This window comes from Shimazuella kribbensis DSM 45090 (assembly GCF_000428065.1).
Taxonomy (GTDB): Bacteria; Bacillota; Bacilli; order Thermoactinomycetales; family Thermoactinomycetaceae; genus Shimazuella; species Shimazuella kribbensis.
The window spans coordinates 21,028-37,300 of record NZ_KE386621.1 but is presented as its reverse complement, the minus strand read 5'-3'; the positions used below and the strand labels follow the sequence as shown (position 1 = coordinate 37,300).

Below are 16,273 nucleotides of genomic sequence, written 5' to 3'. Positions count from 1 at the left end.
CTAACTGTACCGGTACAAAAAGGAGGCATTCTATGTATAAATATGAATGGGTAGTACAAGATCTACAGTCCAAATTAATTCAAGGAACATGGAAAGAAGGTCAAAACTTACCTTCCATACGACAACTATCTGATACTTATCAATGTAGCAAAAGCACCATTATTCGTGCTTATGCTGAATTGGAACGTCAACATCTTATTTATGCTATCCCTCAAAGTGGGTACTATGTTGTGAAGCAAGAAAAACAAAATACAAAGTCAAATGTACAAACCATTAATTTTTCTTCTACTACACCGGATCCTGCTCTATTTCCGTATCGAGATTTTCAACATTGCTTAAATCAAGCGATTGACCGTTATAAAAACGATCTATTTACTTATGGTACTCCCCAAGGGCTTCCTTCCCTTATTAAGGTTTTACAACAACAACTAGCAAATCATCAAATATTTGCTTCGACCAAACAAATCGTTGTTACATCTGGTGTTCAACAGGCACTTTCGGTATTAACAACTATGTCATTCCCAAATAAAAAACATATGGTTCTAGTAGAACAACCAAGTTACCATCTCTTTCTGCGAATGCTACAACTACGAAAGGTCTCCACCTTAGGAATAGAACGAACAGCTGATGGACTTGATCTAAATCAATTAGAATATTTATTTCGAACAAAACCGATTAAGTTTTTTTATACCATGCCTCGTTTTCACAATCCCTTGGGAACATCGCTCGCACAAAAAGAGAAAAAAACTTTGGCAAATCTAGCAAAACGATACCAAGTATATATTGTTGAAGACGATTATTTAATGGATTTGGAAGGAAATGCGAAGGCTGATCCTATTTTTTCTTATCAAAACGAATATCTTATCTATCTAAAAAGCTTCTCGAAAATTTTATTTCCCGGTTTGCGTGTTGGTGTAGTTATTCTTCCAAATAAATTAATTTCTGATTTTATACATTACAAGAGGACTCACGATATCGATAGCTCTATGCTATCCCAAGCAAGCCTAGAAATTTATATTCAAAATGGCATGTATCAATACCATAGACAAAAAATACGAACAGCCTATCAATTACGGATGCAAAAATTGCATGAACTATTAACCTCTCTTCCAATCGAAGATTACATATCTTATCCTTCTATTCAGACTGGTGCACATACACACCTAACGATTGATCAACCTATTTCACTGGAGAAACTGCAAAAAAAATTAGCAACTCAACATATTATTGTAGGAAACATCAGAGAAAATTACTTTGAAAATCATCCACATAAAAATATAGTGAGACTCAATGTTTCCAATGTTCATGAAAGCAATATGGAGAAAGGTGTTACCACTGTCTTGAAAGAAGTGAAACATATATCCAACCTTTATCGGCGACAATTTTTTTAATGTCGCCTTATTTTTCCACCTTGCTCTGATAGGGATGTTTTTGTCATTTAATTAAGCAAGATTTTATTCAATGATATTTATTTTCGCAAAAAACGTATTTTTTAGTTGACAGAAAAATAAGTGCATGCTAATATTTGTATGTACAAACAAATGAGGAGGAAGTGTGGATAACAAATGATTGAAAAACTGCTCAATGAGTGTCTCTATTTCACGGTTTCCAACCTTGCTCATGAAGCAGGAAAAATTGCCACTGAAGAATTTGCGTCGATTGGGCTATCACCCACTTATGCTTATCTTGTTTTGATCGTAAAAGCAGAACCTGGGATTACACTGACAGATTTATGTGCTATCTTGCATATCGCTCCCTCTACTGGAACCCGATTTATAGATAAACTTATTGCCAAGGGAGTAGTAGAACGAAAAACGGAAGGAAAACTGACTAAAATATTCTTAACAGAGAAAGGAGAAGACCTTCATGAAGAAATTAACCGATGCTGGTTAAAACTGTATGATCGATATTCCCTAATTTTCGGGAAAGAAAAAGGGGATAAGATCACACAAATTGTTCTTGAAGCGAGTAATAAAATGAAAATATTATAAAGTTTATATAAAAGAAATTGACTAATACCAAATGAAATTATATCATTTTTAAACTATTCACTAAATATAAACATAGAAAAGTAGGGATTTATAATGCTAGTAAAAATCATTACTATATTGTCCATCGTCACAACAGGCTTAGTCGCCGGTACATTTTTTGCTTTCTCTATTTCTATCAATCCAGCCTTTAAACAATTATCAGATGCACAATATATTCAAGCGATGCAAGCTATTAATAAAGTAATTCAGAATCCGGCTTTCTTCTTTGCTTTTATGGGTGCTGTTATCTTCACACCAATTGCTGCTTACATGCAAAAGAACAAAGAAGCATCCATTCTACTTTTCATCGCTTTCGGTGTTTATCTCATTGGTGTATTTGGAATAACCTCTTTTATGAATGTTCCTCTCAATAATACACTTGATAAATTTGTCATTTCATCCGCCACTCCGTTAGAAATATCTCAAACACGAACAAATTATGCTGAACCATGGAATCTATGGCATAACATTCGTACTACTGCTACTATTATTGCCTTTGTCATTACGATTATGGCAGGAATGTCTATGAATACATTTCAATCCAAAAAAGAGGCGCCAAAAGACGATGGAAATACCATCTCAGTAAGTACAAAGTAAAAATTTTATTTTATAAAAAATACCATGATATTTAAGAATAAATAATAAAAGAATCATTCTGGAGGAATACAAATGAAACATTTAATCGTTTATGCTCATCCACAAACTGAAAGTTTTAATCATGCTATATTAGAAACAACCGTTAAAACATTAGAAAAAAAAGGACATCAAGTCAATGTTCGTAATCTATATGACTTAGATTTTCAGCCTGTGCTACGTCAATCCGAGTTAGAATCCATTCGAAGAGGAGAGACGTTAGAAGATGTTAAACAGGAGCAGGAATACATTACACAAGCAGATTCGATCATCCTCATCTATCCGATTTGGTGGACTGGACTTCCTGCGATTTTAAAAGGTTATATTGACAGAGTTTTTGCATACGGTTTTGCATACTCCTACGAAGGAAATGGGATTAAACAACATTTAACAGAAAAAAAAGGCATAATTATCAATACACATGGAACACCAAAAGAAATTTATGATCAAATGAGTATGACAGAGGCATTAAAACTGACTTCTAGTACTGGAATATTTGAATTTACGGGAATTGAACCAATGGAACATCTACTGTTCGGAAGCATTCCAGATGAAGAGTTGGAAATGAAGAAGAACTTACACACCGTAGAAAATTCCTTGCATCGCATATTTTGATATACCATTTGACATTCCACATGGCTGAAGCCATGGGATTCTTGGGACGGTAGTCTAATGACTACTTCTCTTACCAAGCTAGCCCCGTGAGCCCCACGGTTGAAAAAAGTTTTTGTTGCTACGTCATAGAATAGACTTACTGCTTGGTTTTCGCATTTCAGTCTAGCCATTTTTTGGTACGCATAGCATTTTACGTGCAAAACGATTGGTTTTCTGGGCCCTATATCCTATCCAGTTTTGAAAGAGCAACTAACGGATAGTTTAACAGGGGAATATATATTTGTAAAAGATGTTTTCTGAAAAATTTGTCAGACTTGTGGGAGGAAAAAACCTCCCTTGTCTAACGCTCGTTATCATCCCATGATTCAAACCGTGGGTTTTCCCACTCACAAGACTATAATGAAGTACTTCTATTTATGCTACAGCCGTCTTGGACGGCTTTTTTATTTTCTTCTAGGTTCCACAAAACGTAGCCTGCATTTGTACTACTAATGACCATTCAATGATTTCCATAATGTGCCCTTCTTGTGTCCTTTCGATTGGCATTTGCCACCAATGATATAATAATTTTATTCGTGTACAAAATTCATCTATTGGTGGTGATAGAGAGCTATGCGCAGTATTATTCGATTGAAATGGTTTTGGCTTGTGATATGGAGCGTTATTTTAGCTGTCATCTTGCTGACCATGCCATCCATGGATACGTTAATACGAGAAAAAGGGCAACCGAATATGGATGGTACCTATTCATCTAGTATTGCCTCTAAATTACTAGCTGAATTTCATAAGAGTGAAAAGGGTGGCAAAAATCTCGATACGATCCTCGTCTTCCACGATCCAAAAGGATTTCAATCAGAAGAAAAGAAACACATAGAGCAGAAATTAAAACAGATGAAAGAAAATAAAAGTTTACATATCCAATCTGTTTTAAGTCCATTTGATAGTAAAGATGCAGAAAAAAGACTGCTATCAGCTGATCAAAAAACCATTATGGCAATTGCAAGTGTCGAAAAAACAACACAAAGCCTTCCTCAAATACGTGCTCAATTCGAACAGCAAATGAAAATGGATGGAATTCAAACTTACCTTACTGGTAATAGTTACATCGAAGAAGATTATGCTCAGAACTCGATTGACGGTGTAAAAAAGACAGAATTCTTTACGATCATTTTTATCGTACTAGTTCTGATTTTGGTATTTCGTTCGCCTGTTACACCAATTCTGTCCCTCCTCATTGTTGCAGTTGCTTATTTGATTGCACAAGGAGCAGTTGGTTTGCTTGTAGAGTACTTTGATTTCCCTTTTGCTAATACCACACAGATATTCCTTATTCTCGTCTTATTTGGAGTTGGGACAGACTACAATATCCTTATCTTTATGCGTTTTAAGGAAGAATTAGGTCTTGGAAAGCCTCTCCTTACTTCCATTGTAGAAACATACCGTACCGCAGGGAAAACAGTATTTTTCAGTGGATTAGCAGTACTTATTGGATTTAGTATGATTGGTTTTTCCAGCTTCTCGATCTATCAATCTGCGGTTGCGGTTGCCATTGGTATTGTCGTTCTCCTCGGAGCTATCTTTACCATTAACCCCATCATTATGTCCCTAATGGCGAATCGTTTGTTTTGGCCTCTAAAAAAATTCGAAGGACATGGTCAAAATCGCCTCTGGTCACGATTGGGTCATTTCTCAGTAATACGAGTATCCATCAGCATTCTTCTAGTAGTTGTACTTTGTATACCTGTTTTTTTATTTTATAAAGATCAACTTTCTTTTGATAACTTAAAAGAAATCGGATCTGACTCTCCATCTGTCAAAGGATTCCATATCGTCGCTCAATCTTTTGGTGCAGGTCAAACCCTTCCTACTACGTTAGTCATAAAGTCCAAAACTCCAATGGATACTGCTAATGGGTTGGCCTTTTTGGATGAGGTACATGAAAAATTAACTCAGATAAAAGAGGTAAAAGATGTATATGGACCAACAAGACCAAACGGAGAATATATCAATGACCTCTATCTTACGAAGCAAACAAAAGGAGTAAGTTCAGGCATTGGACAATCAAGTAGTGGGCTCGGAAAAATCTCTCAAGGTTTATCCACTGCTTCCGACAAAATTAAAACCTCTACATCAGGTGATTTGAGCGATATTAACAAATTAATCGATGGCACTGTTTCTGTGCGATCTGGTCTTGGTCAAGTACAAACTGCTCTGTCAAAAATCAATTCTGGAATCAAACAAGGGGCTGAAGGAGCAGATCAAATCCAGTCCGGATTGGCAACCTTGGAAAGTTCGATGAAGAAAGTAAATACATCCACTAAACAATTAGCATCTGGATTCACCCAAATAAGCAATAGTTTGGAAAAACTCGCCCCAGGCTATCAAGGAATTGCTTCCGGTTTAACGAACCTTGCAACAATGAATGCAACAATGCAAACCGCAATTGATTCACTTGGTAAAAATAATCCAGATCTCGCAGAGGATGCTGACTATACAACGTTAAAAAAGACAAGCGACAGCATGAGTCAAGCATTGCCTGCACTTCAACAAAACATTACGAAACTGAATGGTTCATTAGCCACCTTAAACAAAAGTCTAGCAACTGCTAGCAAAGGGCTTTCACAAATTGCTAATGCTCAAACACAAATCGCTGATGGTACGGCCCAATTAAAATTGGGTGCAGGTAAATTAAAAAAAGGACTCGAACGAGGAGCAACTGGACAATCACAAGTTATTTCTTCCATTCCTTCTATGGATGAGGGTTTAAATGCTATTACCAATGGACAAAGGCAAGTATTAGCAGGACTAAATGACTTTGAATCCAAAATGAAAGAACTCCAAAAGGGACTTTCGCAAAGTGCTTCAGGATTAGATAAAATTAACAGCGGACTGTCAACAGCAAACAATTATCTCACCGAAGTAACAGGCGAAGGATCACCGTATAGTACTTTCTTTGTTCCAAAAGAAGTACGTAACGGCAAAGCATTCCAAACAGCTCTAGATGTGTACATGTCCAAAGATCGTAAGATTGTTACTTGGACCATTCCATTATCGATAGACCCATATTCCAAAGATGCGATGAAAGTTGCACATGAGATTGATACTACGATTCGGGAAACGATCTCTCATACTCCGTATACCAATCTTCAAATCGGTACAGGAGGAGTATCTTCATCTAACTACGATTTGCAAAATGTATCCGATGAAGATTTTTCACTAACGATCATTCTTATGTTAGCTGGAATTGGTGTCTTGCTACTCATCCTGTATCGATCTGTTTGGATTACGGTAACGATATTGGGCATTTTGATCCTTGCCTATTATTTCTCACTCACCATCTCAGAAAATATCTTTATCCATTTCTTTGATGTGCCAGGATTATCTTGGACCATTCCATTCTTTTCTTTTATCATGGTTATTGCTCTTGGTGTTGACTATAGTATATTTGTGATGATGCGTTACAAAGAATACAAGCATCAAGGTATGGTAGTAGCCATTTTAAAAGCAGTTGAAAGGACTGGAAGCGTAGTAATATCCGCGGCAATCATCTTAGCAGGTACTTTTGCAGCGATGTATCCATCTGGTGTTACAACACTAGTACAAATAGCAACCGTAGTTATTATTGCTCTTCTTCTACTCGCCTTTGTACTACTGCCAATGGTATTACCTGCTTCTATCTCCTTACTTGACAGGATTACAAAAAGCGAGAGAGAAGAGATTGTTCCTGAAAAACAAAGTTCATAAGATTTTCCAAAATAAACGCGATCAGGTCAGGCATTTTTCATGCCTGACCTGATTTTTTACCTTCTCACATCAGAAGGTCGGAAAGTTGCTCCCAAACAATCTCAAACCAAGTGGGATGCTTATTCCAGTTTGTTTGATTGATGGCGTAGGTCAAAAGAGTATTTTTATTACCACAAACATCCAAGTAAAACTGTTCTTTTTCTCCTTTGTATCGAAAATTACACCTTCGAATCATTTTACGACTTGACTCGTTTCCTTTGGCAACATCTATCAGCAGGATGTCAAATCGTATAACTTCCATTGCCCAACGCACCAAAGTCTGCACTGCGTTTGGAGCTATTCCTTGACCTTGAAAATCAGGGTCAATGAGCACCCTCTGAATCGTTGCACGTCGATCGATGAGATCTATTCCTCCGAGATGTACAACTCCTCTGATTTTCCCATCAACGAAAATACTGAAGGGAATGATCTCTTTCTTTTGCATCCCTTCCAGTGACTCCACTACATGACGACAGACCTCAGCTTCTGTTGAAAACGTTCCTCTCACTCCTGAAAATGAAAAAGTCGGCTTTTCTCCTCTTTCCATAATTACCCTTCCGATGTCTGAAAGGTGCTCTGGTGAGTAGATTTTCAGTACGACTCTCCCATCATCCGCTGACATTTGAAGACGATGCAAGTTGTCAGGGAACGAGAGTTTTGTATTCATGATGCCCTCATTTGCGTAAATAGTCGGGATCTAGCACTTCATGTATCTATCATACTAAACAAATTCTATTTAAAACAACAAATAATAACTATTCGAAATATATATAATTTTATATGTAATAGACAATAAAAACCGCAAATTAGTTCGTATAATATACACATTTTACATTTTATTATTTTACATTTAAATTATAAATCACTTATAATTAAGCCTGTTCTAATAAATTTATTTAGGAGGTACATACTTGTTTAAAAAAATAATCGTTTCTTCCCTTGTCAGTGTTCTTGCATTAGGAACATCCATTCATTCTATTGCAAATGCAGTAACAACTAGACCAAACCCGATAGTAAAACCGTATACCAATGTTGGTACCTTTAATAGTACCTATCGTGTATATGTTTATCCATTCACCATTAAAAACTTAACTGCTCAGACTGATGATCCCTACTACTATGACTTTGTAAATGGAAAGTCTGTAGAAGAATTAACAAAACCAGTTTCTCCTTTTCTGTTGGATAAAAATGGGATGCCTATGATACAATATGGCGGCTCTACCTACTATCACCCTGTTCGAACTGCCGGAAATGGATTGTATTATCTAAATGCTTACAAACAATTAAATAAACCAGAATACCTAGAAAAGGCAAAACAATACGCAAATCATTTAGCAACGTTATCTGCTTCCTATTCCGATGGTTCCCTCTTTTTTGCTTATAAATTTAAGTACACTGTTTTAGGTCGTTCCACTGAAACCTTAACATCACCTTGGTTTTCAGCAATGTCACAAGGACAAGCTCTATCCTTATACATTCGAATATATCAAGTCACAAAAGAGACAAAATATTTAACCTATGCGAATCGTACCCTAAAATCCATGCTAAAATTTGTTCGTACGATGCCAGGTGCAAAACCATGGGTAACCACATCTGATGGGTACCAATATGAGTGGTTAGAAGAATATCCTACCGAAACAAAAGCGCACAACCGCATACTAAATGGATTTATCTTCGCTCTATATGGATTGTACGACTACTATAATGCAACCGGAAATACCATTGCAAAAACGTATCTTCAAGGTGGAATGACAACTATATTGGCTTATGGAGATCGCTACCGTCTCCCCAATAACTATAGTTACTATGGATTAAAATACAACAATGCAGCTAGTTCCACCTATCATAATATTCACATTCGCCAACTCAAACAGTTATACAAAATGACAGGCGATATTCGTTTTAACAACATGAGCACTCGCTTCTACAACGATACTGTCAAACTAACAACATCCAGTACTACTTCAAGCACTTCCCGCTCACTCGCACCAGCTTCTCCAGATACAAAAGTGAAAAGTGGCTTTACATCGGATGAAATAGAAACATTTCTAAATCAAAAACCGGTACCTGCTAAAAAATAAATAAAAAAGAAGACCACTCAGATGGATGGAGTGGTCTTCTTACATCACATAAAAAATAGGATTTGTTCTCTATCATAATTTTTACAAATACAGACACTATAACGATGAGAGTCACTTTGTAATAGAACAAAAAAATTCTCAATACCAAAACTAGACTCTCCCATATCCCATTACAGCATCACGCACTCTCCCAAAATGAGTACACTTTTAGCAATTTGTCTAAAAAAATACTTCTTCACAAAAAGAAAATATAGAGAAAGATTTCTCTTGTCTGTGTGGGTTTTCTATTTTTGAAAGCTTTTCCATTCCGACAAGTATCGATGTCGATTTCTTGACGCTCTATAGATATTGGGAGTACAATAAGAAACGTTGAAAGAACCAGTGAAATATTCACTTTGGTAATGAGAAATGGAGGCTTAGTTGTGAGCAATCAGACTGATTTTCTCAACCGGCGGCTTCACTCCCTACTTGGTGTGATACCGGTTGGATTTTTTTTGCTTGAACACCTTTATACGAACTATCATGCAACGCAAGGTAAAGAAGCATTTGTAGAAGCAGTTAATTTTCTTTGGGGGATCCCCCTTCTGCCTGTCCTTGAAATCTTTTTTATCTTTATTCCATTGATGTACCATGCTTTCTATGGACTTTACATCGTATTCCGTGCACGGAATAATGTAAGTCAATTTGGTACATTTCGGAATTACATGTTTGTGCTACAACGAATAACTGGCGTAATTACGCTTGTCTTTATCATTTGGCATGTATGGCAAACACGCGTTCAATTGTTGTTTGATCCTACACCAACAGCGAACGAATTAGCGATGGATACAGCGAGTATTTTATCCAATGATATAACTGCTATCTTATATGCTATAGGTGTTATTTCTACCGTTTTCCATTTCTGTAATGGCATGTGGTCTTTCCTCGTAAGTTGGGGAGTTACAGTCGGTCCACGTGCCCAACTCGTTTCCACATGGGTATGGATTGTAGCATTTGTTATCATTTCTTATTTTGGTCTCAGCGCTTTAGCTGCTTTTAACGACCCAAACTTTGCCAGTAATGTGGCAACATTACAATAGAAGGGAGCAAAACCAGATGAACGAAAAAATAATTATCGTTGGAGGCGGTCTGGCAGGACTTGCAGCAGCCTTACGCTCTGCTGAAGCAGGTGCTTCTGTTGACTTATTCTCCATCGTCCCAGTGAAACGCTCCCACTCTGTTTGTGCACAAGGTGGGATTAATGGAGCAGTTAATACCAAAGGAGAGGGAGATTCTCCTTGGGAACACTTTGATGACACCATTTATGGTGGAGATTTTCTTGCTAACCAACCACCTGTAAAAGCAATGTGTGAAGCAGCTCCTGGAATCATTTACTTGATGGACCGCATGGGTGTACCTTTCAACCGTACTCCTGAGGGTCTAATTGATTTCCGTCGTTTTGGTGGTACCAAACATCACCGGACAGCTTTTGCTGGTGCTACTACTGGCCAACAATTACTATATGCCCTAGATGAACAAGTTCGTCGATATGAAGTTGAAGGGAAAGTAGTAAAATATGAACAATGGGAATTCCTTTCGATTGTTCAAGATGAGGAAGGCAGATGTCGTGGAATTGTTGCACAAGATATGCGCAGCAATGAAATCAAAGCATTCTCGGCTGATGCTGTTATCTTAGCAACTGGTGGCCCTGGTATCATTTTTGGTAAATCTACCAACTCTATGATCAATACAGGTACTGCTGCTAGCGCGGTTTATCAGCAAGGTGCATATTATGCAAACGGTGAATTCATCCAAGTACATCCTACAGCGATTCCTGGAGATGATAAACTTCGTCTCATGTCGGAATCCGCTCGTGGTGAAGGTGGACGAGTTTGGACATATAAAGATGGAAAACCTTGGTATTTCCTAGAGGAAAAATATCCTGCTTATGGAAACCTCGTTCCACGGGACATTGCTACACGTGAAATTTTTAAAGTTTGTGTTGACCTAAAACTTGGGGTTAACGGAGAAAACATGGTTTATCTTGATCTTTCTCACAAAGACCCGAAAGAATTGGATATCAAACTTGGCGGGATCATTGAGATTTATGAGAAATTTATTGGTGAAGACCCACGTAAAGTTCCGATGAAGATCTTCCCTGCTGTTCACTATTCCATGGGGGGACTTTGGGTAGACTTTGATCAAATGACCAATATACCTGGATTATTTGCTGCTGGAGAATGTGAGTACCAATATCATGGTGCAAACCGTCTTGGGGCAAACTCCCTGCTTTCCTGTATTTATGGAGGTTTGATCACGGGACCAAAAGCGATTGAATATATTCGTGGTTTAGGTAAATCCGTGAATGACTTTGATCCTACTTTCTCTGAATCCCAACGTAAAGAACAAGAAGACAAATATGAGAATACCCTTAAAATGGAAGGTACCGAAAATGCATACGTCATCCACCGTGAGCTTGGCGAATGGATGACAGATAATGTAACAGTGGTACGCTACAATGACCGTCTCCAAAAAACGGATGAAAAAATCCAAGAATTAATGGAGCGTTACAAAAAAATCAACATGGTGGACACTAGCAGATGGAGCAACTCCGCTGCCCCATTTACTCGTCATCTATGGAATATGTTGCAACTATCTCGTGTGATAACACTCGGAGCACTCAATCGTAATGAGAGCCGTGGCGCACACTACAAACCAGAATTCCCAGAACGCGATGATGAAAACTTCTTAAAAACGACCAAAGCTCGCTTTACACCAGAAGGACCAGAATTAACATATGAAGATGTCGATACCTCATTAATTAAGCCACGCGCTCGTCGTTACGATGTGGCGAAAGGAAGTGACAAGAAATGAGTGAACAAACAGCTGTAGCGGAACAACAACAAACGGTTCACTTGATTTTTACTCGACAAGACGGTCCAGATAGCAAACCATACAATGAAGAATTTCACGTTCCTTACCGGAAAAACATGAACATTATCTCTGCTATGATGGAAATCCAACGTAATCCGGTGAATGCAAAGGGTGAAACGGTAGCTCCTATTCAGTGGGAATCCAACTGTCTGGAAGAAGTTTGCGGTGCATGTTCGATGGTCGTAAATGGCAAACCTCGACAAGCATGTACAGCTCTTGTAGATAAACTACAACAACCTATACGCATCGGTCCAATGAGTACCTTCCCTGTCTTGCGTGACCTTGTAGTGGATCGTGGTCGAATGTTCGACGCACTGAAAAAAGTAAAAGCATGGATTCCTGTTGATGGTACCCACGATTTGGGTCCAGCACCTCGACAATCTGCTTTAGAACAACAATGGCGTTATGAGCTATCCAAATGCATGACATGTGGAGTTTGTCTAGAAGCATGTCCAAACGTCAATGACAATTCTGCTTTCATCGGGCCATTTGCAGTCGGACAAGTAACCTTATTTAATGCTCATCCAACTGGTGCGCTTAACAAAGAAGAACGTACCGAAGCATTGATCTCCGATGGTGGATTGCAACAATGTGGAAACTCCCAAAACTGCGTACAAGCATGTCCAAAAGGTATCCCACTTACCACTGCGATCGCTACCATGAACCGCGAAGCAACAAAACATATGTTTAAAAAATGGTTGTCTTTCTAAAACAAAAACCGTTCCTCTCATTTATATTGGGAGGAACGGTTTTTTATATGGAGAGAATTCATAATAGAATAACCCCATGCGTCAGACATACAACAAACCCTTTCCATATGTGAAAAGAGTAGAAAATCATCTTTGAAATTTGATATTACTGTATCTTTCAAAAATAAACTGATAACATAGATTCAAAGCCAGTAGCTCCTCCCGCTAGGGGATCGCCATGCATCGAAGTCCATACATTAAAAGTACAATAATCGCGTTCCTAGAGCTGTTTTCAAAAAACTGCTTCTTTGCTCCAATCATCGTCTTGGCCGAAATGCGAGGATTCCACTTTGGTGGATGGGTTGTCGGAAGCTCCTATCTATCTGGTGTTTTCTGTGCTCTGTTGGGTGGTAGGCTTGTAGCGAGATGGGATGCAAAGTATGTGACCTTGATCACATATTTGTTGACCATCCCAGTCATCTTGTCTTATCTGGGATGGACTAATCTCACACAGCTATCCATCATTACATTTCTCCATGGAGCACTCAACTCTGTGTCAGGGACTGGAGCTTCAATCCTCATTGCGAGTATTCTCAGAAAGATGTTTCCTGAGAATGAGAACCAGCGTAGGAAAATGCGATCCACTCGCAACTCCTTTAGCACATTTGGTGAACTAACGGGAACTTTGGTAGGACTAGCAATGGTTCTCTACACTTCTCTTAGTTTCATGGTGATCGCTGGTGTAGTAATGAGCATTGTCTGCATCTGCTTGCTATACTCCATCCCGAATCCGTCAGATAAAAAAGAGACACAAGAGACGGAGCATTACCCCAAAACATTCATGGGGAACTGGATCAACAGCAGTTCCCTGGGAGCGTGTTGGGTTAGCCTAGCGAGCTTTAGCGCCTATGGTCCTATTGGTGCTTTTATGCCTGTATACCTCGAATCAGGATTGCTAATCGTCCTGTTTCAGGTGTGCTATGGTGTAGCCAATATGATTTCCACACCTATTCTCAATTATTTGGTCAAGAGGATAGGCGATAAAGGTGTAATTCATGTGTGCAACATCCTGCTCATTTGGAGCTTGGGTTTGGTTGCATACAAAGAAGTTGCAGGTAAAGCCCTCCTACTCTGGGCGGATCTTTCCTTCCAGCAAGCTCCTTTTTTGAGCATCAGATTTGTTAGCTTCATTCTCACCCTATCACCAATGCCAGTAGGTGTATTGGTAGCGGTTGCGGTTGTAGGTGGGTTTGCACATCGAGGACACATCATGTGCTATAACCACCTCGGGGAAGAATCAGCCTATAAGAGGAGAGACAAAGTGGAGAGGATCAAAGCCTATCGGAAGGGCCATCAACAAGCTACTGGTGTAGCAACCAATGCTGCCCTCTCAAAGTTTGGCGCCTTCATCGGTGTTGCTGGCTTCGGAGGAATAGCTGCAACTGGGTTGGGATATCGACTCGTATGGTTGCTATCCATCATCCTCATCAGTTGCTGCTCCGTTTTGTCCATGATGTCTAGGTTTAAAAACAAATAGAAAAACAAACCTGGATTCCCCCTCCTTCAAGCAAAAATTGGAGGGGGATATAATATTATTGCAATAATTTACCAATCAAAGGGATATACAGAGAACCACATCAGGAATTGACCCAGAATCAATGATCATGGAAAAATTTTCATATATGCACCCTGTAACTTCTTTTATTAAAAATAAAAAACGATACATACAGATCATGATCGATCACTTGTAATCGATTGCAAAAAAAATTCTAATTTAATAAAATTAACTATAGTTCAAGTAGGAAAATAACCCTAAACTATCGAATACCTTGTTGATTGAAATATATATTTGATTACAACAAGAAAGGTTGTTCTTATGTATATTATAACTCTTATATTGGAACTCACGCCTGAAACAAACTACAAACAAGTCATTGATTTCTATGAAGAAAAGATTGCGTTTCCATCCCTAAAAATACCAGGAATAGAAAAAATTACTTGTATTCAGCTTAAATCAACACCATTTAACGAGTACGATAGGACACCACTTCGAAACTTATTTTATCAGATTCAAATCTCATTCCAATCCGAAGAAGCAGTACAAGAAGCCCTCCAAATACCTGAAACTATGATACTTATCAAAAAATTCATTATCTCTAGTAAGTGTAAATTTCACTGGTTTGTGGGACATGAGAAAACCTTTACTAGAAAATCTCCTACGATAAAATAAAGAATTACTAGCTATTTCGAGTGAAAAAATAGATACAAATAACACCAAACGAAGATATACACCTGAGCCTTGGGAACAAGTCTCACTATGTGTCGCTGTGCACCTAGTCTCACTTTGCTGGTTGGAGCATCCTCTGTGTTCTTTGTAGCAGACTCAGAAAGCAAACATATTCCTAGGTCTCTAAAAAGTAATACTTATTGAATGCATTAGCAGATTTAGAACAAAATGTTAGTGAATTTGCTCATCTAGAGTTTTCATCAACATTGAAAGTAAACCACTAGTCTAATTATATAAAAATATCTACTTTTAACATAATGAATACTTTTCCATCCACCCTTTATGTATTGAAAATAGACTCTTGAAAATGAATCATGCTTCCACCATTTTAGGGCAATAATCTGTTTCCATCTTAATAAGAGGGGTTGTCTTTATGTACATTGTCACACTTATTATGGAACTAAAACCAGATACTGATCACTTGCAGATATTTGACTTCTTTGAAAAAGAAATAGCACCACAAACATTGCAAATCCAAGGTGTAGAAAAAATCAATTGTATCCAATTGAGATCTACTCCCTATAACGATTATGACAGGACTCCTCTTCGTAATCTTTTCTTTCAAATCCAAATCCACTATTCATCAGAAAAGACATTGCAAGCTGCTATGAAATTACCATTGAGCATGGAATTAATAGAAAAGTTTCTTGCTTTCAGCAAATGTACATTTCACTGGTTTATAGGATATGAAAATAACTTTAGCAGAATAGAGCAAACCTCCCTACTAGATGGTACAAATCATGTTGTTTGATAAGAATGGAAAAACCGCACCATCGGTGCGGTTTTTTATATGATGAACTGTTCTAGTTAAACAAAGAAACTTCTTATTTAAACTTGCATGGAAAACCAAAAACGACAAAAGCCCTACCTCTCTTTCATCTTTGCGGCTCCAAAGACCGCGCCAAATGAATTGGGCTTCCAACACATGAACTCTCTCTGTCTATCTTATATAAGTTTCAACACGGCTGTTATTATAGCATAATAATATGTAAAATACAAATATAATTAAGATTTAAATGTATTGTCGATCTGCTCTCTATCATAATCTTCCCCTAGTTGAAATCGAATCCCTGTATTCCAACTATAAAAAAGGGGTGGTTCAAGGGACAACTGAGGAAAAAAAGCATTTAGAAACTCTTTCACAGAATTTATCAATCGGTACACTCATTTCTTCTGTTACATATGGTTCAAAGATACCATCGTATACTCGTGCTAATTACGATTTTTCTTTCATCCTATTTT

General features: G+C 37.9%; 14 protein-coding genes. 12 read left to right on the top strand and 2 right to left on the bottom strand.

The genetic code is table 11. The features are described from left to right. The first annotated feature begins 32 nt into the window (after positions 1-32). The 5 genes from A3GQ_RS0121935 to A3GQ_RS0121915 all read left to right on the top strand — a co-directional run bounded on the left by A3GQ_RS0121935 (position 33) and on the right by A3GQ_RS0121915 (position 7,022). A complete protein-coding gene (locus tag A3GQ_RS0121935; RefSeq protein ID WP_028778838.1) occupies positions 33-1,391 on the top strand; it encodes an aminotransferase-like domain-containing protein in 1,359 nt (452 codons plus the stop codon). Positions 1,392-1,565: 174 nt separating this feature from the next. After that, positions 1,566-1,991 carry a MarR family winged helix-turn-helix transcriptional regulator gene (locus A3GQ_RS0121930; protein WP_028778837.1) on the top strand — a complete coding sequence of 142 codons (426 nt, stop codon included), beginning with the start codon at positions 1,566-1,568 and terminating at the stop codon, positions 1,989-1,991. A 93-nt stretch (positions 1,992-2,084) separates the two neighbouring features. Next, positions 2,085-2,627 carry an anthrone oxygenase family protein gene (locus A3GQ_RS25355; protein ID WP_051272254.1) on the top strand — a complete coding sequence of 181 codons (543 nt, stop codon included), beginning with the start codon at positions 2,085-2,087 and terminating at the stop codon, positions 2,625-2,627. 72 nt (positions 2,628-2,699) lie between these two features. Further along, the gene (locus A3GQ_RS0121920) at positions 2,700-3,278 is read left to right on the top strand and encodes an NAD(P)H-dependent oxidoreductase (protein WP_028778836.1); all 579 of its coding nucleotides are present in this window, start codon (positions 2,700-2,702) and stop codon (positions 3,276-3,278) included. A gap of 612 nt (positions 3,279-3,890) precedes the next feature. Further along, the gene (locus A3GQ_RS0121915) at positions 3,891-7,022 is read left to right on the top strand and encodes an MMPL family transporter (protein WP_051272251.1); all 3,132 of its coding nucleotides are present in this window, start codon (positions 3,891-3,893) and stop codon (positions 7,020-7,022) included. Between the two features lie 64 nt (positions 7,023-7,086). Here the strand turns inward: A3GQ_RS0121915 and A3GQ_RS0121910 are convergent, their stop codons facing one another. Then, a complete protein-coding gene (locus A3GQ_RS0121910) occupies positions 7,087-7,728 on the bottom strand; it encodes a GNAT family N-acetyltransferase (protein WP_028778834.1) in 642 nt (213 codons plus the stop codon). A 244-nt stretch (positions 7,729-7,972) separates the two neighbouring features. On the opposite strand from A3GQ_RS0121910, the gene A3GQ_RS25940 reads away from it, so the two are divergent. From A3GQ_RS25940 to A3GQ_RS0121875, 7 genes are all read left to right on the top strand, one after another. Continuing rightward, positions 7,973-9,142 carry a D-glucuronyl C5-epimerase family protein gene (locus tag A3GQ_RS25940; RefSeq protein ID WP_028778833.1) on the top strand — a complete coding sequence of 390 codons (1,170 nt, stop codon included), beginning with the start codon at positions 7,973-7,975 and terminating at the stop codon, positions 9,140-9,142. Positions 9,143-9,564: 422 nt separating this feature from the next. Continuing rightward, complete coding sequence (locus A3GQ_RS0121900) at positions 9,565-10,221, top strand: succinate dehydrogenase cytochrome b558 subunit (protein ID WP_028778832.1); 657 nt, start codon at positions 9,565-9,567, stop codon at positions 10,219-10,221. A 16-nt stretch (positions 10,222-10,237) separates the two neighbouring features. Further along, positions 10,238-11,995, top strand: coding sequence for a succinate dehydrogenase flavoprotein subunit (sdhA, locus tag A3GQ_RS0121895; protein ID WP_037465898.1), 1,758 nt, complete (start codon positions 10,238-10,240; stop codon positions 11,993-11,995). Further along, the gene (gene sdhB / locus A3GQ_RS0121890) at positions 11,992-12,765 is read left to right on the top strand and encodes a succinate dehydrogenase iron-sulfur subunit (RefSeq protein WP_028778830.1); all 774 of its coding nucleotides are present in this window, start codon (positions 11,992-11,994) and stop codon (positions 12,763-12,765) included. The genes sdhA and sdhB overlap by 4 nt, the downstream gene beginning before the upstream one ends. A gap of 217 nt (positions 12,766-12,982) precedes the next feature. Next, positions 12,983-14,281 carry an MFS transporter gene (locus A3GQ_RS0121885; RefSeq protein ID WP_028778829.1) on the top strand — a complete coding sequence of 433 codons (1,299 nt, stop codon included), beginning with the start codon at positions 12,983-12,985 and terminating at the stop codon, positions 14,279-14,281. Positions 14,282-14,620: 339 nt separating this feature from the next. Next, on the top strand, positions 14,621-14,974 hold the full coding sequence (locus A3GQ_RS0121880) for a hypothetical protein (RefSeq protein WP_028778828.1): 354 nt from the start codon (positions 14,621-14,623) through the stop codon (positions 14,972-14,974). A gap of 430 nt (positions 14,975-15,404) precedes the next feature. Further along, positions 15,405-15,782 (top strand): hypothetical protein, encoded by a 378-nt coding sequence (locus tag A3GQ_RS0121875; RefSeq protein WP_028778827.1) that lies wholly within the window; start codon positions 15,405-15,407, stop codon positions 15,780-15,782. 254 nt (positions 15,783-16,036) lie between these two features. On the opposite strand, the gene A3GQ_RS28575 is transcribed toward A3GQ_RS0121875, so the two are convergent. Continuing rightward, positions 16,037-16,174, bottom strand: a complete 138-nt coding sequence (locus A3GQ_RS28575; protein WP_156877898.1) for a DUF3885 domain-containing protein — start codon at positions 16,172-16,174, stop codon at positions 16,037-16,039. Positions 16,175-16,273: the final 99 nt, after the last annotated feature.